Source organism: Pseudomonas cucumis (assembly GCF_030687935.1).
In the GTDB taxonomy this organism is placed as follows: Bacteria; Pseudomonadota; Gammaproteobacteria; order Pseudomonadales; family Pseudomonadaceae; genus Aquipseudomonas; species Aquipseudomonas cucumis.
Genome location: NZ_CP117454.1, coordinates 2,094,009 through 2,120,363 on the forward strand (window position 1 = coordinate 2,094,009; position 26,355 = coordinate 2,120,363).

At 59.1% G+C, this 26,355-nt stretch carries 20 protein-coding genes; 13 read left to right on the plus strand and 7 right to left on the minus strand.

The window, feature by feature from the left end:
* Complete coding sequence (locus tag PSH97_RS09535) at nucleotides 1-1,920, plus strand: ATP-binding cassette domain-containing protein (RefSeq protein ID WP_305448971.1); 1,920 nt, start codon at nucleotides 1-3, stop codon at nucleotides 1,918-1,920.
* Between the two features lie 73 nt (nucleotides 1,921-1,993).
* Here the strand turns inward: PSH97_RS09535 and PSH97_RS09540 are convergent, their stop codons facing one another.
* The gene (locus PSH97_RS09540) at nucleotides 1,994-2,431 is read right to left on the minus strand and encodes a universal stress protein (protein WP_030128421.1); all 438 of its coding nucleotides are present in this window, start codon (nucleotides 2,429-2,431) and stop codon (nucleotides 1,994-1,996) included.
* A gap of 104 nt (nucleotides 2,432-2,535) precedes the next feature.
* Here PSH97_RS09540 and PSH97_RS09545 point away from each other — a divergent pair, with 104 nt between their 5' ends.
* The 7 genes from PSH97_RS09545 to PSH97_RS09575 all read left to right on the plus strand — a co-directional run bounded on the left by PSH97_RS09545 (nucleotide 2,536) and on the right by PSH97_RS09575 (nucleotide 10,981).
* Complete coding sequence (locus tag PSH97_RS09545) at nucleotides 2,536-2,973, plus strand: hypothetical protein (RefSeq protein ID WP_305448972.1); 438 nt, start codon at nucleotides 2,536-2,538, stop codon at nucleotides 2,971-2,973.
* Nucleotides 2,974-3,512: 539 nt separating this feature from the next.
* The gene (gene fadB / locus PSH97_RS09550; protein WP_305448973.1) at nucleotides 3,513-5,660 is read left to right on the plus strand and encodes a fatty acid oxidation complex subunit alpha FadB; all 2,148 of its coding nucleotides are present in this window, start codon (nucleotides 3,513-3,515) and stop codon (nucleotides 5,658-5,660) included.
* A 30-nt stretch (nucleotides 5,661-5,690) separates the two neighbouring features.
* Nucleotides 5,691-6,866 (plus strand): acetyl-CoA C-acyltransferase FadA, encoded by a 1,176-nt coding sequence (fadA, locus tag PSH97_RS09555; RefSeq protein ID WP_305448974.1) that lies wholly within the window; start codon nucleotides 5,691-5,693, stop codon nucleotides 6,864-6,866.
* A gap of 98 nt (nucleotides 6,867-6,964) precedes the next feature.
* Nucleotides 6,965-7,201 carry a DUF1653 domain-containing protein gene (locus PSH97_RS09560; protein WP_007907781.1) on the plus strand — a complete coding sequence of 79 codons (237 nt, stop codon included), beginning with the start codon at nucleotides 6,965-6,967 and terminating at the stop codon, nucleotides 7,199-7,201.
* 114 nt (nucleotides 7,202-7,315) lie between these two features.
* Entirely contained in the window at nucleotides 7,316-9,943 is a 2,628-nt protein-coding gene (topA, locus tag PSH97_RS09565) for a type I DNA topoisomerase (protein WP_305448975.1), read from the plus strand.
* Nucleotides 9,944-10,081: 138 nt separating this feature from the next.
* The gene (locus PSH97_RS09570) at nucleotides 10,082-10,606 is read left to right on the plus strand and encodes a DUF6586 family protein (RefSeq protein WP_038979974.1); all 525 of its coding nucleotides are present in this window, start codon (nucleotides 10,082-10,084) and stop codon (nucleotides 10,604-10,606) included.
* A 141-nt stretch (nucleotides 10,607-10,747) separates the two neighbouring features.
* Complete coding sequence (locus PSH97_RS09575; protein ID WP_007907774.1) at nucleotides 10,748-10,981, plus strand: hypothetical protein; 234 nt, start codon at nucleotides 10,748-10,750, stop codon at nucleotides 10,979-10,981.
* 93 nt (nucleotides 10,982-11,074) lie between these two features.
* Here PSH97_RS09575 and sulA read toward each other — a convergent pair whose 3' ends face one another.
* Both sulA and lexA read right to left on the minus strand, forming a co-directional pair.
* Nucleotides 11,075-11,548 (minus strand): SOS-induced cell division inhibitor SulA, encoded by a 474-nt coding sequence (gene sulA, locus PSH97_RS09580; RefSeq protein ID WP_123720878.1) that lies wholly within the window; start codon nucleotides 11,546-11,548, stop codon nucleotides 11,075-11,077.
* Between the two features lie 10 nt (nucleotides 11,549-11,558).
* Complete coding sequence (gene lexA, locus PSH97_RS09585; RefSeq protein WP_007907770.1) at nucleotides 11,559-12,167, minus strand: transcriptional repressor LexA; 609 nt, start codon at nucleotides 12,165-12,167, stop codon at nucleotides 11,559-11,561.
* Nucleotides 12,168-12,396: 229 nt separating this feature from the next.
* Here lexA and PSH97_RS09590 point away from each other — a divergent pair, with 229 nt between their 5' ends.
* From PSH97_RS09590 to PSH97_RS09600, 3 genes are all read left to right on the plus strand, one after another.
* Nucleotides 12,397-13,104: a TetR/AcrR family transcriptional regulator gene (locus tag PSH97_RS09590; protein ID WP_095052051.1), complete on the plus strand. Its 708-nt coding sequence runs from the start codon at nucleotides 12,397-12,399 to the stop codon at nucleotides 13,102-13,104.
* Between the two features lie 170 nt (nucleotides 13,105-13,274).
* Nucleotides 13,275-14,273: a beta-N-acetylhexosaminidase gene (nagZ, locus tag PSH97_RS09595; RefSeq protein WP_305449770.1), complete on the plus strand. Its 999-nt coding sequence runs from the start codon at nucleotides 13,275-13,277 to the stop codon at nucleotides 14,271-14,273.
* A 12-nt stretch (nucleotides 14,274-14,285) separates the two neighbouring features.
* A complete protein-coding gene (locus tag PSH97_RS09600) occupies nucleotides 14,286-15,023 on the plus strand; it encodes an S-methyl-5'-thioinosine phosphorylase (RefSeq protein ID WP_305448976.1) in 738 nt (245 codons plus the stop codon).
* Between the two features lie 116 nt (nucleotides 15,024-15,139).
* Here the strand turns inward: PSH97_RS09600 and PSH97_RS09605 are convergent, their stop codons facing one another.
* The 3 genes from PSH97_RS09605 to mfd are packed head-to-tail and all read right to left on the minus strand — an operon-like array spanning nucleotide 15,140 to nucleotide 21,883.
* On the minus strand, nucleotides 15,140-17,833 hold the full coding sequence (locus PSH97_RS09605; RefSeq protein ID WP_305448977.1) for a DEAD/DEAH box helicase: 2,694 nt from the start codon (nucleotides 17,831-17,833) through the stop codon (nucleotides 15,140-15,142).
* Nucleotides 17,834-17,844: 11 nt separating this feature from the next.
* Nucleotides 17,845-18,423 (minus strand): CsiV family protein, encoded by a 579-nt coding sequence (locus PSH97_RS09610; protein ID WP_305448978.1) that lies wholly within the window; start codon nucleotides 18,421-18,423, stop codon nucleotides 17,845-17,847.
* Nucleotides 18,424-18,433: 10 nt separating this feature from the next.
* On the minus strand, nucleotides 18,434-21,883 hold the full coding sequence (mfd, locus tag PSH97_RS09615; RefSeq protein ID WP_305448979.1) for a transcription-repair coupling factor: 3,450 nt from the start codon (nucleotides 21,881-21,883) through the stop codon (nucleotides 18,434-18,436).
* 354 nt (nucleotides 21,884-22,237) lie between these two features.
* On the opposite strand from mfd, the gene PSH97_RS09620 reads away from it, so the two are divergent.
* Nucleotides 22,238-23,701 (plus strand): glyceraldehyde-3-phosphate dehydrogenase, encoded by a 1,464-nt coding sequence (locus PSH97_RS09620; RefSeq protein WP_305448980.1) that lies wholly within the window; start codon nucleotides 22,238-22,240, stop codon nucleotides 23,699-23,701.
* A 130-nt stretch (nucleotides 23,702-23,831) separates the two neighbouring features.
* Here PSH97_RS09620 and tcuC read toward each other — a convergent pair whose 3' ends face one another.
* The gene (gene tcuC, locus PSH97_RS09625; RefSeq protein ID WP_305448981.1) at nucleotides 23,832-25,130 is read right to left on the minus strand and encodes an MFS transporter; all 1,299 of its coding nucleotides are present in this window, start codon (nucleotides 25,128-25,130) and stop codon (nucleotides 23,832-23,834) included.
* Nucleotides 25,131-25,289: 159 nt separating this feature from the next.
* On the opposite strand from tcuC, the gene PSH97_RS09630 reads away from it, so the two are divergent.
* On the plus strand, nucleotides 25,290-26,339 hold the full coding sequence (locus PSH97_RS09630) for an FAD:protein FMN transferase (RefSeq protein ID WP_407682170.1): 1,050 nt from the start codon (nucleotides 25,290-25,292) through the stop codon (nucleotides 26,337-26,339).
* The last annotated feature ends 16 nt before the right edge of the window (nucleotides 26,340-26,355 follow it).

Below are 26,355 nucleotides of genomic sequence, written 5' to 3' on the forward strand. Positions count from 1 at the left end.
ATGACCCTGCTCAAATTCAGCGATGTGTCCCTTGCTTTCGGCGCTACGCCGTTGTTGGACAAGGTGTCCTGGCAGATCGCCCGTGGTGAGCGGGTGTGCATCATCGGCCGCAATGGCACCGGCAAGTCCAGCATGATGAAGCTCGTCAAGGGCGACCAGAAGCCCGATGACGGCTCTGTCTGGCGCGCACCTGGCCTAAAAATTGGCGAATTGCCGCAAGAATTGCCGGTAGCCGACGAGCGGACTGTGTTCGACGTGGTTGCCGAAGGCCTGGACGGTGTCGGCGAGCTGCTTGCGCAGTATCACCACCTGAGCCAGAACATCGTCACCGACGCCGATCTGGACAAACTGATGCATGTCCAGCACGACCTCGAAGCCCGTGACGGCTGGCGTTTGCAGCAATTGGTCGACAGCACCTTGAGCCGCTTGCAACTGCCGGCCGACAAGACCCTCGCCGAATTGTCCGGCGGCTGGCGTCGCCGCGTCCTGCTGGCTCAGGCTCTGGTTTCCGAACCGGATCTGCTGCTGCTCGACGAACCGACCAACCACCTGGACATCGGTGCAATCGCCTGGCTCGAAGAAGCACTGAAGGATTTCCAGGGCGCCGTGCTGTTCATCACGCACGACCGTTCATTCCTGCAGAACCTCGCGACCCGCATCCTGGAACTGGATCGCGGCGGCCTGATCGACTGGAACGGCGACTACGCCAGTTTCCTCGTGCACAAAGAGGCGACTCTGGCGGCTGAAGAAACCGCCAACGCGCTGTTCGACAAAAAACTGGCCCAGGAAGAAGTCTGGATCCGCCAGGGCATCAAGGCTCGTCGCACCCGTAACGAAGGCCGTGTCCGCGCTCTGAAAGCCTTGCGCGTTGAGCGTAGCGAGCGTCGTGAGCGCACCGGCAAGGCCAACATTCAGTTGGATACCGCCGACAAGTCCGGCAAGCAGGTCATGGTCCTCGAAAACGTGAGTTTCGCGCATCCGGGTGGTCCGTTCCTGATCAAGGATTTCTCGATGGTCCTGCAGCGCGGCGACCGTATCGGTCTGCTCGGTGCCAACGGTACCGGCAAGACCACGCTGCTGAAGCTGATGCTCAGCGGCCTGCAACCGACCAGCGGCAAAGTGGAAGAGGGGACGCGCATCGACGTGGCCTACTTCGACCAGTTGCGCCATCAGTTGGACCTGGAAAAGACTGTGATCGACAACGTGGCCGAAGGTCGCGATTTCATCGATATCGATGGTCAGAGCCGCCATGTGCTGAGCTACCTCGGCGACTTCCTGTTCAGCCCGCAGCGTGCCCGCACGCCGGTCAAGGCGCTGTCCGGTGGTGAGCGTGCCCGTCTGTTGCTGGCCAAACTGTTCAGCAAACCGGCGAACCTGCTGGTACTCGACGAACCGACCAACGACCTGGACGTGGAAACCCTCGAATTGCTGGAAGAGGTCTTGCTGACCTTCAACGGCACCGTCCTGATGGTCAGCCATGACCGGGCATTCCTCGACAACGTGGTCACCAGCACCCTGGTCTTCGAAGGCGAAGGGAAGGTTCGCGAATACGTCGGTGGTTATCAGGACTGGCTGCGTCAGGGCGGCTCGCCGCGCCTGTTGGGCGTGACCGAGAGCAAGTCCGGCAAGGCCGACCTGAACTCGGCTGTCGTCACTGCTGAGCCAGTGCCAGTCGCTGCGGTAGTAGAGGCGCCGGTGGCAAAGAAGAAGCTCAGCTACAAGCTGCAGCGTGAGCTGGAAATGTTGCCGAGTCAGATCGAAGCCATGGAGCAGCAGATCGTGGTGGTTGAAGCGCAGATGGCGGATGCCGGTTTCTATCAGCGTCCTGCTGTCGAGACAGCTGCGGTGATCGCTCAGCTTGAGCAGTTGCAGGCCGAACTCGATGTGATGGTCGAGCGCTGGGCTGAGCTGGATGCCTGATTGATCCGGCGATAAAAAAGCCCGACTTCGGTAACTCGAGTGTCGGGCTTTTTTCCTGCTGGGGGTTGTGTTGTCAGCTTTTGATCAGGCGCACCGCCAGCACATCGCAAGGTGCGCCGTGCAGTACGTCATTGGCGGTGGAGCCGAGCAACAGCGCCAGACCGTGTCGACCATGACTGCCCACCACGATCAGGTCGCACGTTTGCTCCTTGGCTAGGTGGTGAATCTCCTGGCGCGGCTGGCCGTAGGTCAAGTGACTGTATTCCTTGGAGAGTTCCGGGTATTTCACGATCAATCGCTCAAGGCGCTCTTTGGCCTGATCGAACTGTTGCTGTTGCAGCTGGGAAAGGTCCATCGGAACGTCGCCGCCAAAGGCCATGGCCATCGGTTCGACGATATGCACCAGTGACAGCTTCGCGCCATTGCTCACTGAGAGTTCGCGAGCTCGGTGGATTACAGGATCGCACTCTTCGGTTAGATCTACAGCGACCAGAATGTGGTGGTAGGGCATGAGGTGCACCTCCTGAGGATTGCAATATTGGTAAGTATGGCTGGTTTCAAGCGCATTGGTTTCAAAGTGACTCAATGGGCTCATCAAGAATCGGGAGTACACATATGACGGTCTGGATAGTGGTGTCAATCCTGCTGGTGGTCTTGAGCCCGCTGGCCTGGTTACGCCCCTCTCGTGCTCAGAGCGGGCGCATAGCCCTGCGCATGGAGGCGCGGCGCATTGGCCTGGCCATGCAGCTGGCGCCTCAGGAATGGCCGCATTGGCTGAGCCAGGAGCCACCGAGCCCTTGCGCCCAGTACCATCGGCCGCGCCGTGGCACCCGACCGGCGTGCTGGAGTTACTGGCAGAAGGCGCCCGGCGTGTGGGTCAATCAGTGGCAGGAGGTCTGTGAGGATGGAGTGTTGCTGAATCATTTCGAAAAATTGCCTGCCAACGTCTACAAGGTCGAGGCAGACAAGCAAATGATTGCCCTGTATTGGGGCGAGAAGGGCGAGGCCGAGGTTCTGCAACAGATCGATTCCACGCTCAAAGCACTCGCCTGAACCTCAATCTGTAGCAGCCTCGCAGGCTCGGCAGCTGCTACAGAAGGCAATAAAAAGCCCGACATCATCATCGGGCTGAGGTTGGCCAGGCAGGCCGGTAATTCTGTGTGGCATTGATCTTACGCTGGACACTCGTCAAAAGCGTTCAAATTTTTTCTTCAGGGTCCCGCCAGCGTAGCTTGTTAAACACAGGCTGCCGCTAATTAGGGCGACTTTTCTAACTATTGATTCTATGAATGGCCTCACATGCATGAGCGTGTTGCAGGGCTTCGTGGTACGGAAGTGACCGGAAAGTCGCGTTTCAACCAGCATTTTGGGCGATTGACAATTGCCGGAAATTCCGTGAAGGTGGCATACCCGAATCAAACGGGCGTATGAATTGAGCGTTTGTATTACAGAGCGCTCCTACAGAATCCCGACTATCGCGTTGGCGGGTGTGCCGGGTGAATTGGCGTAGCATCGACGATAAACGTCCTTGCCGAGCCAGTCGCCTGCGTCCGACGTGTACTGTTCAGCTTCCATATCGTGGAGATCAGTTGATGATTTACGAAGGTAAAGCCATCACGGTTAAGGCTCTTGAAAGTGGCATCGTCGAATTGAAATTCGACCTCAAGGGTGAGTCCGTCAACAAGTTCAACCGTCTTACCCTGAACGAACTGCGTCAGGCTGTAGACACCATCAAGGCAGATGCTTCGATCAAGGGTGTGATCGTCAGCAGTGGCAAGGACGTATTCATCGTCGGCGCCGACATCACCGAATTCGTCGACAACTTCAAGCTGCCGGATGCCGAGCTTGTCGCTGGTAACCTCGAAGCCAACAAGATTTTCAGCGATTTCGAAGACCTCAACGTCCCGACTGTCGCCGCGATCAATGGCATCGCACTGGGTGGCGGTCTGGAAATGTGCCTGGCGGCAGATTTCCGCGTCATGGCCAATACCGCCAAAATCGGTCTGCCGGAAGTCAAGCTGGGCATCTACCCGGGCTTCGGCGGTACTGTGCGTCTGCCGCGCATCATCGGTGCCGACAACGCCATCGAGTGGATTGCCGCCGGCAAGGAAAACCGCGCTGAAGACGCGCTGAAAGTCGGTGCCGTCGACGCCGTGGTCGCGCCAGAGAAATTGCAGGAAGCGGCTCTGAATCTGGTCAAAGGCGCCATCTCCGGTGAGTTTGACTACAAGGCCAAGCGTCAGCCGAAGCTCGAAAAGCTCAAGCTCAACGCCATTGAACAAATGATGTCGTTTGAAACCGCCAAAGGTTTCGTGGCAGGCCAGGCGGGCCCGAACTACCCGGCACCGGTCGAAGCGATCAAGACCATCCAGAAAGCCGCGAACTTCGGTCGCGACAAGGCGCTGGAAGTCGAAGCCAACGGTTTCGTCAAACTGGCCAAGACCTCTGCCGCGCAGAGCTTGATCGGTCTGTTCCTGAACGATCAGGAGCTGAAGAAAAAGGCCAAGGCCTACGACGAAATCGCCAGGGACGTGAAGCAGGCCGCCGTATTGGGCGCCGGCATCATGGGTGGCGGTATCGCTTATCAGTCGGCCTCCAAAGGTACGCCGATCCTGATGAAAGACATCAACGAGCACGGCATCGAGCAAGGGCTGGCAGAAGCCGCCAAGCTGCTGGTGGGCCGCGTTGATAAAGGTCGCATGACTCCGGCGAAAATGGCCGAAGTGCTCAATGGCATTCGTCCGACCCTGTCCTACGGTGATTTCGGTCATGTCGACCTGGTCGTCGAAGCCGTGGTCGAGAACCCGAAGGTCAAGCAAGCCGTTCTGGCCGAAGTTGAAGGCAAGGTCAAAGAGGACACCATCCTCGCGTCCAACACCTCGACCATTTCCATCACCTTGCTGGCCAAAGCCCTCAAGCGTCCGGAAAACTTCGTCGGCATGCACTTCTTCAACCCGGTGCACATGATGCCGCTGGTTGAAGTGATCCGTGGCGAGAAGTCCAGCGAAGTGGCCGTTGCCACCACCGTTGCCTACGCCAAGAAAATGGGCAAGAACCCGATCGTCGTCAACGACTGCCCGGGCTTCCTGGTCAACCGCGTGCTGTTCCCGTACTTCGGCGGTTTCGCCAAACTGGTCAGCGCCGGTGTGGACTTCGTCCGCATCGACAAGGTCATGGAAAAATTCGGCTGGCCAATGGGCCCGGCGTACCTGATGGACGTGGTCGGCATCGACACCGGTCACCACGGTCGCGATGTAATGGCTGAAGGCTTCCCGGATCGCATGAAGGACGACCGCCGTTCGGCCGTTGACGTGCTCTACGAAGCCAAGCGCCTGGGCCAGAAGAATGGCAAGGGCTTCTACGCCTACGAGACCGACAAGCGCGGCAAGCAGAAGAAAGTCGCCGATCCTTCGGTACTGGAAGTGCTCAAGCCAATCGTGTTCGAACAGCGCGAAGTCACTGATGAAGACATCATCAACTGGATGATGATCCCGCTGTGCCTGGAAACCGTGCGTTGCCTGGAAGACGGCATCGTCGAAACCGCCGCCGAAGCCGATATGGGCCTGGTCTACGGTATTGGTTTTCCTCCATTCCGTGGCGGTGCGCTGCGCTACATCGACTCGATCGGTGTTGCAGAGTTCGTTGCCCTGGCTGACCAGTACGCTGATTTGGGCGCGCTGTACCACCCGACCGCGAAGCTGCGTGAAATGGCCAAAAACGGTCAGAGCTTTTTCGGTTAAGCGCCCACACTAGAGCGAGAGTGAACGTATATGAGCTTGAATCCTAGAGACGTCGTGATTGTCGACTTCGGTCGTACGCCGATGGGCCGCTCCAAGGGCGGCATGCACCGCAACACCCGCGCCGAAGACATGTCGGCGCACCTGATCAGCAAATTGCTGGAACGCAACGTCAAGGTCGACCCGAGCGAAGTCGAAGACGTGATCTGGGGCTGTGTGAACCAGACCCTGGAGCAGGGCTGGAACATCGCCCGCATGGCGTCCCTGATGACGCAGATCCCGCACACCTCGGCCGGCCAGACCGTCAGCCGTCTGTGTGGTTCGTCGATGAGTGCTCTGCACACCGCTGCGCAAGCGATCATGACCGGTAACGGTGACGTGTTCGTGGTTGGTGGCGTCGAGCATATGGGGCACGTGAGTATGATGCACGGTGTCGATCCAAACCCGCACATGTCACTGTACGCGGCGAAAGCCTCGGGCATGATGGGCCTGACCGCGGAAATGCTCGGCAAAATGCATGGCATTACTCGCGAACAACAGGACGCCTTTGGCGTGCGCTCCCACCAGCTCGCCCACAAGGCGACGCTGGAAGGCAAGTTCAAAGACGAAATCATCCCGATGCAGGGCTACGACGAGAACGGTTTCCTGAAACTGTTCGACTACGACGAAACCATTCGTCCGGAAACCACCCTGGAAAGCCTGGCGGCTCTGAAGCCAGCGTTTAACCCGAAGGGCGGCACCGTGACAGCCGGTACTTCGTCGCAGATCACCGACGGTGCTTCGTGCATGATCGTGATGTCGGCGCAGCGTGCCCAAGACCTGGGCATCCAGCCGATGGCGGTGATTCGTTCGATGGCCGTGGCGGGTGTGGACCCGGCGATCATGGGCTATGGTCCAGTACCGGCCACGCAGAAAGCACTGAAGCGCGCGGGTCTTGCTATCAACGATATCGACTTCTTCGAGCTCAACGAAGCTTTCGCCGCACAGGCCCTGCCAGTGCTGAAAGATTTGAAAGTGCTCGACAAGATGAACGAGAAGGTTAACCTGCACGGCGGCGCGATCGCCCTGGGTCACCCGTTCGGTTGCTCCGGTGCCCGTATCTCCGGCACTTTGCTGAACGTGATGAAGCAGAATGGCGGCACCTTCGGGGTGGCTACCATGTGCATTGGTCTCGGCCAAGGCATCTCCACCGTCTTCGAACGCGTTTAAGCGTTTCGCTGATGGAAGCCGGGGCCAAGTGCCCCGGTTTTTGTTTTTCCGGATTTATTTTGTTTTTATTTTGAAAAAATTTGAGTGAGGGCCAAACCATGCCGATACAACCTGGGCTCTACGAACATTACAAAGGTCCGCAGTACCGCGTATTCGCGGTTGCGCGGCATTCGGAAACCGAAGAGGAAGTGGTCTTCTACCAAGCCCTGTATGGCGATTACGGCTTTTGGGTGCGCCCCTTGAGCATGTTCCTGGAGTCGGTCGAGGTTGACGGCGAACAGGTGCCACGCTTTGCTTTGGTGCAAGCCGAACCGAGCGTTTTTCCGCAGCCATAAGGGGAGTGCGCGCAGAACCCTGCGCTTGACCTCACCTTGTAGCCACTATATATAGCGGTGCCGCGTCAGGCGCCAACCGCCTTTCACTTCTAGAATTCAGGAATTTTCTGATCCATGGGCAAATCGCTGGTCATTGTGGAATCCCCGGCTAAGGCCAAGACCATCAACAAGTATCTGGGTAACCAATACGTGGTGAAGTCGAGTATCGGCCATATCCGAGACCTGCCCACCAGCGGTTCGGCTAGCGCCAGCAAAGAGCCTGCTGCCAAGCGCGGCAAGGCCGCTGCAGGTGAAGGTCCGGTGCTCACGCCGAAAGAGAAAGCGCGCAAGCAGCTGGTCTCGCGCATGGGTGTCGATCCCGATCATGGCTGGAAAGCCAAGTACGAGATCCTCCCGGGCAAGGAAAAAGTCATCGAAGAGCTGCGCCGGCTCGCCAAAGATGCTGACACCATCTATCTCGCAACCGACTTGGATCGCGAGGGGGAAGCCATTGCCTGGCACCTGCGCGAAGCCATCGGTGGTGACGACAGCCGCTATAAGCGCGTGGTGTTCAACGAAATCACCAAGAAAGCGATCCAGGAAGCCTTTTCCAAGCCGGGTGAGCTGGACATCGACCGTGTCAACGCCCAGCAGGCGCGTCGCTTCCTCGACCGCGTGGTGGGTTACATGGTTTCGCCGCTGCTGTGGGCCAAGGTCGCCCGTGGCCTGTCCGCTGGTCGCGTGCAATCGGTTGCCGTGAAGCTGGTGGTCGAGCGTGAGCGTGAAATCCGCGCGTTCAACCCGGAAGAGTACTGGGAAGTTCACGCCGACCTCGGCACCGCCAAGGGCGCGACCGTGCGCTTCGACGTGGCTCGCGAGAAAGGCGAAGCCTTCAAGCCGCTCAACGAAGTCCAGGCCATGGCCGCGCTGGAGAAGCTCAAGGCTTCCAGCTACAGCATCGTCAAGCGCGAAGACAAACCGACCAGCAGCAAGCCGTCGGCACCGTTCATCACCTCCACCCTGCAGCAGGCCGCGAGTAACCGCCTGGGCTTCGGTGTGAAGAAAACCATGATGATGGCCCAGCGTTTGTACGAAGCCGGCTACATCACATATATGCGTACCGACTCCACCAACCTCTCGGCCGATGCCGTGACGATGGCGCGTACTTATATTGAAGGCGAGTTCGGCAAGAAGTACCTGCCGGAAAGCCCGAACGTCTACAGCAGCAAGGAAGGCGCACAAGAAGCTCACGAAGCGATTCGTCCGTCCGACGCCAATACCGAGCCAAGCAAGCTGTCGGGCATGGAGCGTGATGCCGAGCGGCTTTACGAACTGATCTGGCGCCAATTCCTGGCCTGCCAGATGCTGCCGGCGCAATACCTGTCGACCACAGTCACCGTCGGTGCCGGCGACTTCGAACTGCGTGCCAAGGGCCGCATCCTGAAGTTCGACGGTTACACCCGCGTCATGCCGCAAATTGCCAAACCAGGCGATGATGATGTGCTGCCGGATATGGCCCAAGGCGACGCGATGAAGCTGATCAAGCTTGATCCGACTCAGCACTTCACCAAGCCGCCGGCGCGTTACTCGGAAGCGAGCCTGGTTAAGGAAATGGAAAAACGCGGCATCGGTCGTCCTTCGACCTACGCGGCGATCATTTCGACCATCCAGGACCGCGGCTACGTGGCGCTGCACAACCGTCGTTTCTATTCGGAAAAGATGGGCGACATCGTCACCGAGCGTCTGGCCGAGAGCTTCTCCAATCTCATGGACTACGGCTTCACTGCCGGCATGGAAGAGAACCTCGATGACGTCGCTCAGGGCGAGCGCGACTGGAAAAACGTGCTCGACGAGTTCTACGGCGACTTCAAGAAGAAACTCGAAGTAGCCGAAAGCGCCGAAGGCGGCATGCGCGCCAACCAGCCGGTAATGACTGACATTCCGTGTGTGTTGTGCGGTCGTCCGATGCAGATCCGCACTGCTTCGACGGGCGTATTCCTCGGTTGCTCAGGCTACAGCCTGCCGCCGAAAGAGCGCTGCAAAGCCACTGTCAACCTGGTGCCGGGCGATGAAATCGCCGCGGACGACGAGGGTGAGTCCGAGTCGCTGGTCCTGCGTGGCAAGCACCGCTGCCCGATCTGCAGCACGGCCATGGACGCTTACCTGCTCGACGAGAAGCGCAAGCTGCACATCTGCGGTAACAACCCGGATTGCTCTGGTTACGAAATCGAAGAGGGCACCTACCGCATCAAGGGCTACGAAGGTCCGAGCCTGGAGTGCGACAAGTGCGGCAGCGAGATGCAGCTCAAGACCGGCCGTTTCGGCAAGTTCTTCGGTTGCACCAACGCCACCTGCAAGAACACCCGCAAGCTGCTGAAAAGCGGTGACGCGGCGCCACCGAAGATGGACCCGGTGAAGATGCCTGAGCTCAAATGCGAAAAGGTCAACGACACTTATATCCTGCGCGACGGTGCTTCCGGCCTGTTCCTGGCGGCCAGCCAGTTCCCGAAAAATCGCGAGACTCGTGCTCCATTGGTCATGGAGATCGTGCCGCACAAGGATGAGATCGATCCGAAGTATCACTTCCTCTGCGAAGCGCCGAAGAAAGACCCGGACGGTCTCCCAGCAGTGATCCGTTATAGCCGCAAGACCAAAGAGCAGTACGTGCAGACAGAGGTCGACGGTAAACCGACTGGCTGGAAGGCGTATTACGACGGCGGTAAGTGGACGGTTGAAGACAAGCGTCCATCAGCCAAGGCTTAAAAGGCTGGACACAAAAGGCCGCATGACAACCCTCGGGTTTTCATGCGGCCTTTTGTTTTGGGCTTGCGGGAAACTCAGGTGATCCACGACACTGTCTGACCTGCGTGAAGCAATTATTTCGTTGTGGAGGCTGCCGTCATGGCCCACGAACTCTATACCCGTACCAACCAGAAGATTTATTTCGCCGGCCTGTCGCTGGAAGCGCTCGCCAAAGCCGAAGAGGGGCGGGCGATGAACTCCCTGGCACTGATTCAGGCCGGGCGCGAATCGGCGTTGTTTCACCTGTACGGTGCGCTGTTGGGGCTGTGCCATGAAATCGCCGGTTTCTATCGGCTGCCTCAGGCCAATGCGCCGCGGGCAGAGATGCTGCTGACCCGCGAGGTGCTCGAAACCATCGCTATTCCGGAAATGGCCGAGATGGTTGAGCTGGCGCAAAACCCTGAAACCTGGCTGGCCAAGCTGCTGTCGGCACATGCCGCACTGTTTCAGCCGCCTCGCGCTCCGCACAAGCCTAAGGGCGATGTGACGCAGCCGCTCATTCTGGCCGTTAATCTGGATGAGGAAGAGGCACCGGAGGAGTTGAGTCGGGAAGAGCTGGAGAGCTGGCGTCAGAACCTTAAAGGTCTGGCGATTCGGTTTCGCGAAGGGTTGAACGAGTGCTGAAAGATTGAGTGTTTAGGGATAGGTCCGCTCAAGGAAGAGTGATGTCAGAAATTTCTCTTCGTGATGGCATTTGGTCAAGATCCCGAGCGAAGCTTGGCTGATGCCTATATAATCCCCGCCTTTCGTGGAGAACAGACTTTTATGCCAACATCCTTTCTAGAAATTGTCGAGTTACCAGACGGCCGAATCGAGCTGCGCAGGGCCGAGGACGAGGGTTCTCTGGTTACTTTGGATTTCTCCGAGGATGCCAAGGTTTTCCTGCAAGGCCAGCATGTGGAAGTCGCCAAGGCGATGTTGAGCGTCGGTGTTCAGATGGCAGGACGCTTGGTTGAAGGCGAATTTGATAAGGAAGAGGGGCCACGGGTTCTTCATTGATCCCGCCCGTCGGATTCTTCGAATACCTCTACAGATTGGCTTCTCTATCCCTGGAGAAGCCCCGCGCTGTTCAGCGCGCACAGTGTTTGTCAGTTAACCCAGTCGAATATTCAGACTTTGCGCATCCCCGATACGGGCGGCGCTGATCAACTGTTGCCGCAACGTTGTGCTCAGCGGGTTAAGCCAGCTGACGACCGTATGGCTGCGACCAAGTCGCAAGGCTTCGCAGGTCAACTGCTGAGCGCTCTGCGTGCCGCGCGGTTGCAGAAGCAGAATGCGCTCACGGTTCAGACCGGCGTCCCGTAACCAGGCTTGTGTCAGGCTGGCAGGCGGGGCGATCAGTGTCAGCCAGCGTGCATCCTGATCCTGACTCAGTTCCCTGAGAATCGGTGCCAGAAGGTTCAGGCAGTTCCCGGCCGCGCCGCGCAGTGATAGCTCGCTGAAGACTTCAGGCTCAGCGCTCCAGGGCGATTCGACCACGTCTTTCAGAATCGGCGCCAATGGCTGTGCCATAAAGGCCTCGAACAACGGCAGTTGGGCTTGCTGTGAGGTATGTGGGAACTGCATAAAGCCTCCTTTAGCGGCGAATCACGCCGACACTCAAGCCTTCGATAACCAGTTCCTGATCTTTCAGGTTGACTTCGATAGGGGCGAATTCAGGGTTTTCGGCAATCAACCAAACCTTGCTGCCGTCGCGCTTGAAGCGCTTGACGGTCACTTCGTCGCCGATCCGCGCCACCACGATCTGGCCGTTACGGGCTTCACGGGTGGTGTGGACTGCCAGCAGGTCACCGTCGAAAATGCCGACGTCCTTCATGCTCATGCCATGGACCCGCAGCAGATAGTCAGCGCGAGGATGGAAGAATGAAGGGTTGATGTTGCAGGATTCTTCGATGTGCTGCTGGGCGAGGATCGGCGCACCGGCAGCCACCCGGCCAATGATTGGCAAGCTGGACTCGTCGGCCTTGGCTTCGAAGCCCGGGATGCGGATGCCGCGGGAGGCGCCCGGGGTCATCTCGATCGCCCCCTTGCGGGCCAGCGCCTTGAGGTGTTCTTCCGCCGCATTGGGCGACTTGAAACCCAGTTCCTGAGCGATTTCCGCGCGGGTCGGCGGGTAGCCGTTGTCTTCGAGGCAACGTTTGATGAAGGCCAGAATCTCTGCTTGGCGTGGCGTCAGCTTTAGCATATTGATCGCTCTGTCTTTTTACACAGTGACTGGGATTATATACAGTGAACTGGTCTTGGCAATGCCCCTTTTTTTGTCGGCCGCTGGACGGTCATTTTGCTCGCTGATTGAAGCGGCACTGTTGTATGGTTAAATACCTGACCGACCATTCCCAAAACGAACCGCCAGACTTGACAAGGCCAGGGCTGAAACGTATGTTTCAAACAAGTGTTTGTCAGGCGGAGTAGCCATGGCCCAGTCGGAAACCGTTGAACGCATTCTCGATGCTGCCGAGCAGTTGTTCGCGGAAAAAGGTTTTGCTGAAACCTCATTGCGTCTGATCACCAGCAAGGCCGGTGTCAATCTGGCGGCGGTGAATTATCACTTCGGGTCGAAGAAGGCGCTTATTCAGGCGGTCTTCTCGCGTTTTCTCGGGCCGTTCTGCCTCAGTCTCGATAAAGAGCTGGAACGCCGTCAGGCCAGGCCCGAGAACAAACCGACCCTTGAAGAGTTGCTGGAGATCCTCGTCGAGCAAGCGCTGGTGGTGCAGCCACGCAGCGGCAATGATCTCTCCATCTTCATGCGTTTGCTCGGGCTGGCGTTCAGTCAGAGCCAAGGGCACTTGCGTCGTTATCTGGAAGATATGTACGGCAAGGTGTTCCGCCGCTACATGATGCTGGTCAACGAGGCCGCGCCGCGCATTCCACCGATCGAACTGTTCTGGCGTGTGCATTTCATGCTCGGTGCCGCGGCGTTCAGTATGTCGGGGATCAAGGCCTTGCGTGCGATTGCCGAGACCGACTTCGGCGTCAACACCTCCATCGAGCAAGTGATGCGTCTGATGGTGCCGTTCCTGGCCGCTGGCATGCGGGCCGAAACCGGCGTCACCGACACGGCCATGGCCACCGCGCAGTTGCGTCCACGCAGCAAATCGGCTCCGGTCGCCGCCAAGGTTTAGCCGCACACGGGTGGGCGCGGCAGCTGACATCCGCTAAGCTAGCCGCCCATGCCGACTCTCGTTCTGAACCCGCTCCTCATCGATATCGCCGACCTGCCGGGCCCAGCCCATGGCGGCGAATTCGTGCGAGCCGGGTTTTTCGTTATCAAGGAATATCTATGACTGCTGGCCTGCAAGGCTCGTTGATGGTGGACGTCGCCGGTACCTGGCTGACGGCTGAAGATCGCCAATTGTTGCGCCAGCCCGAAGTGGGTGGCCTGATCATTTTTGCCCGCAACATCGAGCATCCGCGTCAAGTGCGCGAGTTGAGCGCTTCGATCCGTGCCATTCGTCCCGATCTGCTGCTGGCGGTGGATCAAGAGGGCGGTCGGGTTCAGCGGCTGCGTCAAGGCTTCGTGCGGTTGCCAGCCATGCGCGCCATCGCCGATAACCCGAATGCCGAAGAGCTGGCCGAGCAGTGTGGCTGGATCATGGCGACCGAAGTGCTCGCGGTCGGTCTCGACTTGAGCTTCGCCCCGGTGCTGGACCTGGATTACCAGCGCAGCGCGGTGGTCGGCACCCGTTCGTTCGAAGGCGATCCAGAGCGTGCCGCCTTGCTCGCCGGTGCATTCATCCGCGGCATGAACTGTGCCGGAATGGCCGCCACCGGCAAGCATTTCCCAGGTCATGGTTGGGCCGAGGCCGATTCCCACGTCGCGATTCCCAACGACGAGCGCAGCCTCGAGGAAATTCGCGCCAACGACCTGGTGCCGTTTGCGCGATTGAGCAAGCAATTGGCTGCCGTCATGCCGGCCCACGTTATTTATCCACAAGTCGATTCCCAACCTGCAGGTTTCTCCCGTCGCTGGTTGCAGGACATCCTGCGCGGCGAACTGCAGTTCGACGGTGTGATCTTCAGCGACGACCTGTCGATGGCCGGCGCCCACGTGGTCGGCGACGCCGCCAGTCGCATCGAAGCGGCATTGACCGCCGGTTGCGACATGGGCCTGGTGTGCAACGATCGCGCAGCTGCCGAGTTGGCCTTGAACGCCGCCCAGCGTTTGAAGGTCAAGCCTTCGGCGCGTATCGCGCGGATGCGCGGGCAGGCATACGCCAACACCGAATACCGTCAAGACCCGCGCTGGCTGGCGGCCATCGGCGCGCTCAGAGAAGCTCAATTGATTGATTAAGGACTTTTCGCCATGACGGTTTACGCGATTATCGGTGGCACCGGCCTGACTCAACTTGAAGGCCTGAGCATTCGTCAGTCATTGGCGGTGGACACGCCTTACGGCGCGCCTTCGGCCGAGGTGCAGGTCGGTGAGTTCGCCGGCAAGGAAGTGCTGTTTCTCGCGCGTCATGGGCACCCACACCGTTTCCCGCCGCATCAGGTGAACTACCGCGCCAACCTGTGGGCCTTGAAGCAGGCCGGTGCCGAAGCGATTCTCGCGGTCAACGCCGTGGGCGGGATTCATACTGCAATGGGCACCGGGCATTTCTGCGTGCCGCATCAATTGATCGACTACACCAGCGGTCGCGAACACACCTATTTTGCCGATGACCTGGAACAGGTCACACACATCGACTTCAGCTATCCCTACAACGAACCCCTGCGTCAGCAATTGATCGCGGCGTTGGCGGCTGAAGGGGTTGGCTATAGCAGCCATGGCGTGTACGCCTGCACCCAGGGACCACGTCTTGAAACCGTCGCTGAAATTGCGCGGCTGGAACGTGATGGTTGCGACATCGTCGGCATGACCGGGATGCCTGAAGCGGCATTGGCACGTGAGCTGGAGCTGGACTACGCATGCCTGGCGCTGGTGGTGAATCCGGCGGCGGGCAAGTCGACAGCGGTGATCACCATGGCCGAGATCGAGCAGGCATTGCATGACGGGATGGGCAAGGTTAAATCGACATTGGCGCGGGTGCTGGCTGGTTGAGTATTGCCTTTGTATTGAGTTGACCCTTTCGCGAGCAAGCCCGCTCTCACCCCCCAGTCTAATTCCTGCGCAAGACACAAGCGGGCTTGCTCGCGAAAGCGGCCTGTCAGACACCGCTACCTATCAATTTTTTCCGGCAACGGCGCAAACAGCGCCTCGATGTCATCGCTCTGCAATTTCCAATCCCCGGTCTTGCGCCCATCCAGCACCCCTGCGGCAAGATCGGATTTTTCCTTCTGCAGATGCTGAATCTTCTCTTCCACCGTGCCCCTGGCAATCATCTTGTAGACGAATACCGGCTTCTCCTGACCAATGCGATACGCACGATCCGTCGCCTGATTTTCCGTTGCAGGGTTCCACCACGGATCGTAGTGAATCACCGTATCGGCCTCGGTCAGGTTCAGGCCCACACCACCGGCCTTCAGGCTGATCAGAAAGATCTGACGCTTGCCACTCTGAAACTCCTTCACCGGCGTGCGTCGATCCCGGGTCTGACCGGTCAGGATCGCATACGCCACGCCGCGTTTGTTCAGCTCGTCCTCGATCAGCGACAGCATTGAGGTGAACTGCGAGAACAGCAGAATCCGCCGACCTTCCTCGAACAATTCTTCCAGCATTTCCATCAGGCTATCGAGCTTGCCGGAGGTACTGCCACGAGCGGGCAGGGCAGCATCGTTGACCAGACGCAAATCACAGCACACCTGACGTAGCTTCAGCAGGGCCTCAAGAATAATGATCTGGCTGCGCGCCACGCCCTTGCGGGTGATTTCATCGCGGACTTTCTTGTCCATGGCCAGGCGCATGGTTTCGTATACATCACGCTGGGCTTCGTTGAGTTCGACCCAATGGATGATCTCGGTTTTCGGCGGCAGTTCGGTGGCCACCTGTTCCTTGGTCCGACGCAGCAGGAACGGTTTGATCCGACCGTTCAGGTGTTGAAGTCGTACTTCACTGGCACGTTTTTCTATCGGCACGCGGTAATCGCGGTTGAAGCTTTTCACGTCACCGAGCCAGCCCGGCAGCAGGAAGTGGAACAGCGACCACAGCTCGCCCAAGTGGTTTTCCAGCGGTGTGCCACTCAGGCACAGGCGCTGGCGAGCATTCAGTTCACGGGCGGCATGGGCGGCTTTGCTGTTGGGGTTCTTGATGTACTGCGCTTCATCCAGCACCAGTACGTGCAACGGCTGCGCGGCCAGGCGTTCGACGTCCTTGGGTAACAGCGCATAGGTGGTCAGGATCAGGTCGTAATCGGCCAGGTGCTCGAAATGCTTTTTGCGACTGGCACCATACAGCGCAAGCACTTTGAGTTGCGGCGTGAAATGCGCGGCTTCGTCGAGCCAGTTGGGAATCAGGCTGGTGGGCATGACCACCATGCACGGCCGATCGAGGCGTCCGGCATTCTTCTCGCTGAGAATGTGCGCCAGGGTTTGTAGGGTTTTGCCCAGGCCCATGTCGTCCGCGAGAATCCCGCCGACTTCCAGTTGCCGCAACGATTGCATCCAGCTCAGGCCTTCCAGCTGATACGGGCGCAAGGTGGCATTCAAGCCTTCGGGTGCCACCGCGGTGTGGTCCTTGATGTCGCGCAGGCGCTGGGCAAAGGTGCGGATCTGCTCGCCACCTTCCCAGAGCAACGGCAGGCCTTCCAGCGGATTCAATCGCGTGGCGTCGGCCTTGCTCAGGCGCAGCGTGGTTTCGCCGGGTTCTTGCAGATAAAACTCGCCGAGGGTGGCCAGCACCGGTTTCAAGCGGCCGAAGGGCAGGGCGACCTGCAGCGGGCCTTGGTCGGTGCTGCGGCGCTGCGGGATGTTCACCAGAATCAGTTCGTCGTCGCGACGTCGGGCGAGCCGTTCCGGGTTGAGGATCTCGGTGTGGGAGCGCATCAGGTTCAACAGGATCGGCAGCAGGCTCAGCCGTTCGCCGTTGACGATGATCCCCAGTTCCAGATCGAACCAGTCGCGCTCCGGTGCCTGCTCGACGGTGGCGTACCAGTCGTCCACGGCCGTCAGGTCGAAACCGAAATCCTCGTCGATCTGCAACTCCCAACCTTGGGTGCGCAACTTCGGCAGTTCGTTGAGGGTAAAGGTCAGCCAGGCGCTGTCGTTGACCATCTCGTAGAGTTCGCCGGCACTTTCCGGCAAGGCCTTGCTTTGTCGGGTGGCGACTTTGAAGCCGAGGATTCGCAGCTGTTCCCTGTAGGCCTGTTCGACTTCCGGGTGACGTTTTATCCGCAACGTCTGCGTCTCTTGGCGAATCAGGATGTCAGTATTTTTCTGTCCGCTGACGTATTCATCCAGGTAGCTGAAGGACAGCGCCGCCCGATGCTGGATGTACCGCTGCATCTTGCCATTGCGCGGTTCGAAGGCGCTGAACTCGATGCTCGCCAGCCACAGGCGCGGCACCGGTTGCACGTTGTCCACGAGGATTTGCGGCGGTGCTTTCGGGCTACGGTTTTCCAGTACTGCTTGCAGTTTTTCCAGCAGTTCAGCGTCTTTGGCAGCGGCCGGGTACGCGAGGGTTTCCTGCACTTGCAGCAACACTGCCGCGCAATGTTTGCAGTTGCTGTGAACCGGGCAGGTGCACGTGGCGTCGATCATCAGCAAGGTGCCTTTGGCCGACTCGCGCAGGCGAATGGTCTGACGGTAAACGTTGCCGCCAGAGCCTTCGCAACTGGCGGTGATGGTGGCGTCGCCGGCTTCGACGATCCTGACGCGGTTTTCCAGCGCGTAGCGACGGCCACGTTCCAGGCTCTGTTCCTTGAATCGGCTGACCCAGGATGTTGCCAGGGGTTTGCTCAGGGTCGCGGAGGACATAAGGGCTTCAATCAGTCCGGAATTTCATCGGGGACTGGCCGAGGCGCAGGGGCGGTCAGTGAAGTGATCTTGATCAGCAGGCCCAGATGGCCGTTATCGAGGAAGTTCAGCTGACCGTTCTTGGTGTGGCTTTCCTGCTTCAGGCGTTCGCTGGCGGTAACCAGGCCGTTGGCATCAATCCGGTTGACCCAGAAATCGGCATCAACGTCAGTGAAGCGCCCCAGTTTCAGGCTCAACGTACCCTCGATCGGGTATTGGCCAAACTGCTCCTTGCCCTCGCTGATCGCAACTTTGCTGGCTTCTTCGCCCAGGTTCTGTTGCCACGCTTTATGCAGCAACACGGTGTAGTTGTTGCTGGCGCTGAGCTTTTCCACTTCGGCATTCAGGCTCGGTGTACGAAAACTCTCGGGGCTGATGCGTTGGGCACCGGCATCCCAGTCTTCCGGCGCGGCGCGGCTGACGATGGCGGGCACGGCGTTTTGCCGTACCAGAATCATTTCAACCTGATACAGATCATCGGCAAACGCCGTAGAGGCTAGCAGCGACATCAACAACGTCATCAACAAGGTCAGTGAGCGAAACAGGCGCATGCGGCGTCCTTCAAGCAGTGGTCGGAATGAGGCGCTCGAATAGCGCCTCTACAGTATTAAAGCGTTCTTCCGGGCGCTCCATCGGCACCTGGAACTTGAACATCGTGGCGCCTTCGAATTTGTAGCGCTTGGGCTGGCTCTGGATCAGTTTGATCAGCGTCAGTGGATCGACCGGTGTCTGTGCGGCGAACTCGATACGACCGCCCTGCGGGCCGCCGTCGACTTTCTTGATGCCCAGCTGTTCGGCCTGCAATTTCAGCGCCGTGATCCGCACCAGGTTCTTGGTCGGTTCCGGCAGCAGGCCGAAACGGTCGATCATCTCCACTTGCAGGTCCTTGAGACCTTCCTCGTCGGTGGCCGAGGCAATGCGTTTGTAGAGAATCAATCGAGCATGAACGTCTGGCAGATAGTCCTCTGGAATCAACGCCGGTACACGCAGATTGACTTCCGGACCACCACCCAGCGGTTGATCGAGGTTCGGCTGTTCGCCCTTGCGGATCGACTTTACCGCGCGCTCGAGCATTTCCATGTACAGCGTGAAACCGACGGCCTGGATCTGCCCGCTTTGGCCATCGCCCAGCAGTTCGCCGGCGCCACGGATTTCCAGGTCGTTGGTGGCGAGTACGAAGCCCGCGCCGAGGTCCTGGGTATTGGCAATCGCTTCCAGGCGTTTTTCCGCGTCGGGAGTGATTTGTTGGCGCGGCGGTGTCAGCAGGTAAGCATACGCCTGGTGGTGGCTGCGACCGACGCGGCCACGCAACTGGTGCAACTGTGCCAGGCCGAACTTGTCGGCACGCTCGATGATGATGGTATTGGCGCTCGGCACGTCGATGCCGGTCTCGATGATGGTCGAGGCGATCAGCACGTTGAAGCGCTTGTGATAGAAGTCGCTCATCACCTGTTCGAGTTCACGTTCGCGCATCTGCCCGTGACCGATGCCGATCCGTGCTTCCGGCACCAGTTCGGCGAGGTCGGCGGCGCATTTCTCGATGGTCTTCACGTCGTTGTGCAGGTAGTAGACCTGCCCGCCACGCAGCAACTCACGCAGCAGGGCCTCTTTGACCGTGCTCTTGTTCTGCTCCATGACGAACGTGCGCACCGACAGGCGACGGGCGGGTGGCGTGGCGATGATCGACAGATCACGCATGCCCGACACTGCCATGTTCAGCGTGCGCGGAATGGGCGTGGCGGTCAGCGTCAGGATGTCGACTTCACTGCGCAGTGCTTTGAGCTGTTCTTTCTGACGGACACCGAAACGGTGCTCTTCGTCGATGATCACCAGCCCGAGGTTTTTGATCTTCACGTCGTCTTGCAGCAGTTTGTGTGTGCCGATGACGATGTCGATTTTGCCTTCGGCCAGGTCCGCGACCGCGGCGTTGACTTCCTTGGTCGACTTGAAGCGGCTCATCACTTCCACGCTCACCGGCCAGTCGGCGAAGCGGTCGCGGAAGCTGTTGTAGTGCTGCTGGGCGAGCAGGGTGGTCGGTACCAGAATCGCCACCTGACGACCGCCGTGCACCGCAATGAACGCCGCACGCATCGCCACTTCGGTCTTGCCGAAACCGACGTCGCCGCAAACCAGGCGATCCATCGGTTTCGGTGCGAGCATGTCGGCGCGCACCGCTTCGATGGTGGTCTGCTGGTCTGGGGTTTCTTCAAATGGGAAGCCGGCGCTGAAGGTTGCGTAATCGGCTTTCGGGTCGGCGAAGGCATAACCCTCGCGAGCGGCGCGGCGGGCATAAATGTCGAGCAACTCGGCGGCCACATCGCGCACCTGTTCGGCGGCTTTGCGTTTGGCTTTCTGCCAGGTCTCGGAGCCGAGGCGGTGCAGCGGCGCCAGGGCATCGTCGCTGCCGGTATAGCGGGCGATCAGGTGCAGGTTGGCTACCGGGACGTACAGCTTGGCGTTCTCGGCATATTCAAGGGTCAGAAATTCGGCGGCTTGATTGTCGATTTCCAGAATCGTCAGACCCAGATAACGGCCGACACCATGATCGATGTGCACCACCGGAGCGCCTTCGCGCAGCTCGGTGAGGTTTTTGATCACCGCATCGTTGTTGGCGTCGGCGCGTTTCTCGCGGCGACGGCGCTGCATCACGCGCTGCCCGAACAATGGGCTTTCAGCGACCAGGGCCAGGGCTGGATCGTCCAGCAACAGACCTTCGTCGAGCGGCGCGATGGTGATCGCCAAGCGCTCCTTGCTCGCAACAAAGTCTGGCCAGCTGTCGACGGTTTTCGGTCGCAGCTTCAGGCGTTCCAGCAATTCCAGCAGCACTTCACGACGGCCCGCGGACTCGGCGGTAAACAGCACGCGGCCAGGGAATTGGTCGAGGAAACCGGCCAGCGCCGCCAACGGCTGAGTGGCCTTGGCTTCGATGGCCAGGTTCGGCAGCGGCTGAGCCGGGAAGCGCTCGCGACCGACACCGGTTTCCACGTCCTGTTGACTGGCAACCACGCGGGGCCAGCTCTTCAGACGGGCAAAGCAGTCTTCTACGGGCAGGAACAGCTCGGCCGGTGGCAATAAAGGACGGGATGGGTCGACGCGACGCTCTTCGTAACGATTGCGCACGTCGTTCCAGAAGTTTTCCGCGGCCTGTTCGATGCCCGGCAAGGAGAACACTTGCGTGTCCTGGGGCAGATAATCGAACAGCGTGGAGGTTTCGTCGAAGAACAGCGGCAAGTAGTACTCGATACCGGCCGGTGTAATCCCGCTGCTCAAATCCTGAAAGATCGGGCAGCGTCGGAAATCGACATCGAAACGCTCACGGAAGCGCGCCTTGAAACGGGTGACTGCGTCCTTTTGCAGCGGGAACTCCCGCGCCGGCAGCAGGCGAACAGTGTCCACCTTGTCGATGGAGCGCTGGTTTTCCGGATCGAAGGTACGCAGTGTTTCGATTTCGTCGTCGAACAGGTCGATACGGAAGGGCAATTTGCTGCCCATCGGGAACAGATCGATCAGCGAGCCGCGCACGGTGAATTCGCCGTGCTCATAGACGGTATCGACGTAACGATAGCCGCTGGCTTCAAGACGGCTGCGCATTTGCTCGACATCAAGCTTCTGGCCGACGTCCAGCACCAGGCTGCTGCCGAGCAGGAATTTGGTCGGCGCCAGGCGGTGCAGGGCCGTGGTAATCGGCACGACCAGCACGCCATGCTCCAGCTCCGGCAACCGATACAGGCTGGAGATGCGCTGAGAGATGATGTCCTGGTGTGGCGAGAACAGGTCGTAGGGCAGGGTTTCCCAGTCGGGGAAATGCAGAACAGGCAAATCCGGGGCGAAGAAACTCAGCTCCTGTTCCAGCCGTTCGGCACTCTGGCTGTCGGCGGTCAGTAGCAGGGTAAAGCGCTTGGCAGCGCTGGCGGCCTCGGCGATGGCCAGGCTCAGGGCGGCACCGGGCAGGTTGCCCCAGTGCTGTTTACCTGCCGCGGCAGGGAGAAGCGGTAGACGCAGAACGGGCACGGAAGGTTGAGCTCCAAGCGTTGCGACAAAGTCGACAATTGTAACGGCCTGAGGTGCCGGCTGTCAGTTGCAGACTGTGTCTATATGCACAGGTTGGGTGAAATGTAGTGGTAATGACAAAAACTGGCGGTTTGATACTGAAAATGTAGTGCGAAAACCGCTCAGTGTTACGGAGGGTTACGGACACGGCATCGCTAACGTCGAAAAATTGACTGTGCTGAAAGCCCCGGTTTTACTGGGCTGGAGCGGGGCGTAATTTTTTTGAACGGGATTCTGTTACCGCCCGTGCGACAGGCGCGCATTGCTACGGGAGGCAGTCGGCGGCATAATGTAGCCCCTTTTTTCTGCCCCTACATGTGGAAGGTTCCCGTGACTCAGAAGCCCGACCAGTGTCTTGGTGAATGGATCGACCGTGAAGCACTCGCAGAAGCGATGATTCCGCTTATCGGTCAGCTCTACCGCAATAACAACGTGGTGAGCTCGATCTATGGCCGCAGCCTGATCAATCGTTCAGTCATCGCGATTCTCAAAGCTCACCGCTTTGCTCGCCATCGTCAGTCCGATGACAGCGAATTGTCCGTCCACGAAACATTCCCGCTGCTCAAGGCGATGAGCGAGCTCAAGCTCGGTGCCGCTTCGGTGGACCTGGGCAAGCTGGCCGTCAAGTTCAAGACCGAAGGCAATGGCCGTACCGTCGAAGAGTTCGTCCGTGACGAACTGGCCGATGTGGTCGGCAAGCAAAATGGTTCCGGTCGTACCGGCACCGACGTTGTGTTGTATGGCTTCGGTCGTATCGGCCGTCTGCTGGCGCGCATCCTGATCGAGAAAACCGGTGGTGGCGACGGCCTGCGTCTGCGCGCCATCGTTGTCCGCAAGGGCGCCGAGAACGATCTGGTCAAACGTGCCAGCCTGTTGCGTCGTGACTCGGTACATGGTCCGTTCGATGGCACCATCACCATTGATGAAGCCAACAACACCATCACCGCCAACGGCAACCTGATCCAGGTGATCTACGCGAAGAACCCGACCGAAGTGGACTACACCCAGTACGGCATCAAAGACGCGCTGCTGGTGGACAACACTGGTGTATGGCGTGACGCCGACGGCCTGGGCCAGCACTTGGCATGCCCGGGTATCGACCGCGTTGTTCTGACCGCGCCTGGCAAAGGCAAGCTGAAGAACATCGTTCACGGCATCAACCACGGTGAAATCACCGCTGACGACAAGATCGTGTCCGCCGCTTCCTGCACCACCAACGCCATCGTGCCGGTGCTGAAGGCTGTGAATGACAAGTTCGGCATCGTCAACGGTCACGTCGAAACGGTTCACTCGTACACCAACGACCAGAACCTGATCGACAACTTCCACAAAGGCGATCGTCGTGGCCGTAGCGCCGCGTTGAACATGGTAATCACTGAAACCGGTGCTGCCACCGCTGCCGCCAAGGCGCTGCCTGAACTGGCCGGCAAGCTGACCGGTAACGCGATCCGCGTTCCGACGCCAAACGTGTCGATGGCCATCCTCAACCTCAACCTTGAGAAAGCCACCAGCCGCGAAGAGATCAACGAGTACCTGCGCCAGATGGCCATGCACTCCGATCTGCATAAGCAAATCGACTACGTCAGCTCGCAGGAAGTGGTTTCCACCGACTTCGTAGGTTCGCGCCACGCCGGCGTGGTGGACGCTGAAGCGACCATCTGCAACGACAACCGCGTTGTTCTGTACGTTTGGTATGACAACGAGTTCGGTTACAGCTGCCAGGTAGTGCGCGTGATGGAAGACATGGCCGGTGTAAACCCGCCAGCGTTCCCGCGCTAAGCCTTAGCCGCACATGAAAACGCCCCGACTTTGTTCGGGGCGTTTTTGTTTGTGGGTGATCGTTCCCACGCAGAGCGTGGGAACGATCCTCTTCTCTGTAGGAACGAGGCTTGCCCGCGAAGGCGATGGATCAGGCGCCGCCAGCCACCGCTGCTTGCGCGGTCCGCAGTTCATGCCGATTGCCTTTGAACAGCACCAGTGTCGCAATCAACCCCAACACTGCCGCGCCACTGAGCCAGATCCCCGGCGCCGCCTTGTTGTCCAGCACATGGATTAGATACGTACAGGCCGCCGGTGTGAAACCACCAAAGGTCGCGGTCGCCAGGCTGTAGGCAAGGGAAAAACCGGTCGTGCGAACTTCCACTGGCATGATCTCGGTCAGGGCCACCACCATGGCGCCGTTGTACGAGCCATACAGGAACGACAGCCACAACTCGACGATCAGCAGATGGCTGAAGCTCGGGTTCGCAACCAGCCATGACAGCGCTGGATAAGCCGTGAGGATCGCCAGAATCGTCGCCGCCAACAGCAGGGGTTTGCGCCCGATTCTGTCAGACACAGAACCCATCACCGGCAGCCAGAAGAAATTCGACAGGCCGATGCACACTGTCACCAGTAACGTATCCAGATCCGACAGATGCAGTTCGGCTTTGCCGAAGGTAGGGGTGTAGGCGGTGATCAAGTAGAACGACACCGTGGTCATCACCACCAGCGCCATGCCGGCGAGGACGATGCCGAAGTTCTGACCAATCGAGCGGACAATGTCTTGCAGGGTAGGGCGGTGTTTACGCGCCTGGAATTCCGGGGTTTCTTCCAGAGAACGGCGAATCACGAAGATCACCGGCACGATCATGCAGCCGATCAGGAACGGCACGCGCCAGCCCCATTCACCCATTTCTTCAGGGCTGAGCCAATGGTTCAAACCCACGCCGAGCAGGCCGGCGAATACAACAGCGGCTTGCTGACTGGCGGACTGCCAACTGACGAAGAAGCCTTTGCGACCTGGTGTGGAGATCTCGGCGAGGTACACAGACACCCCACCCAGTTCCACGCCCGCCGAGAAGCCTTGCAACAGGCGACCGAACAATACAATCAGCGGTGCCGCGACACCCAGCGTCGCATAACCCGGCACGCAGGCAATCAATAGTGTGCCGGCGGCCATCATTGCTAATGTGATGATCAGGCCTTTGCGGCGACCGTGACGGTCGATGTAAGCCCCGAGGAAAATCGCACCCAACGGACGCATCAGGAAGCCGGCCCCGAAAGTGGCCAAAGACAGCATCAGGGAAGCGAAAGCGCTGTCGGCAGGGAAGAAGGTTTTGGCGATGGCCGTGGCGTAGAAGCCGTAGACCATGAAGTCGAACATCTCCAGGAAGTTTCCGCTGACGACGCGAAAAATTGCTTTGCCGTTGCTCGTATTGGAAGACATTTGTAAGTACTCACGCTGGTAAATCTTGTTTGAAAACGCTGCACCTGTGGGCGCGAGCCTGCTCGCGATAGCGGTGACCGGATTTACGATTGCTTCGCAATCGGACGGGGCAAGCCCCCTCGCCACGCAGGCTCGCTCCCATGCGCTCTGAGGCCCATAATGGCGGGCGCGGTTTTGAGGGGAGATGAAGATTTGTTAATTGGACGGTGGAGTAGACTTGTGGTGCTGGCCGGCGTTTTGTCCGGTTGTGGCAGCGGCGACAGCCTGGAACGCTTCGATGGCCCGACCATGGGCAGTCGTTATTCCATTCAATACGTAAGACATTCCTCCACGCCCGGGCCGAAAGCGGTGCAGGCAGAAGTAGAAAATATCCTCGCCGAAGTGGATCGACAATTCTCGACCTATCGCGGCGACTCGGACACCGTGCGCTTTAACGCACTGCCGGCCGGTCGTTGTCAGGTCATGCCTGGCCCTGTGCTCGAATTGATCCGTGTGGGCGAGCAGTTGTCATCCCAAAGCGAAGGCTCCTTCGACTTGACGGTGGAGCCGCTGCTCAACCTGTGGGGATTCGGTCCGCAGGCGCGTGAGGAAAAAGTCCCCAGCACCGAAGCGCTTACCGAGGTGCAGCAACGCGTCGGCTACACCCACTTGCGCATAGATGGCGATCAGTTATGCAAGGACGCTGCGGTTGAGGTCGACTTCAACAGCATCGCTGCCGGTTACGCGGTCGACACGATTGCCGCAAAGCTCGAAGAGCAGGGCATCCACAACTACTTGGCGGAGGTCACCGGTGAGCTCAAGGCCGCTGGCAGAAAACTCGACGGCTCACCCTGGCACATCGCGTTAGAAGAGCCCCGCGACGACCAGCAAGTCGCGCAAAAAATCATCGCCGTCGACGGTTACGGCGTGTCCACGTCCGGCGACTACCGCAATTATTTTCAACAGAATGGCAGGCGCTATTCCCACACCTTCGATGCTCGTGCCGGAGCACCTGTCCTACACACCTTGGCGTCAGTCACAGTGATTCATCCTTCTGCGTTAATGGCCGATGGCCTATCGACGCTGTTGCTGATTCTTGGGCCTGAACGGGGTTGGGACTATGCCGAAACCCATGACATTGGTGCATTCTTTGTGATTCGTGCCGATACAGGTTTCGTTACACGCACCAATCAGGCATTTGAGCGCCTGGCAGGTGATAAAACCAAGTGATTGCGGCACTGAAAAG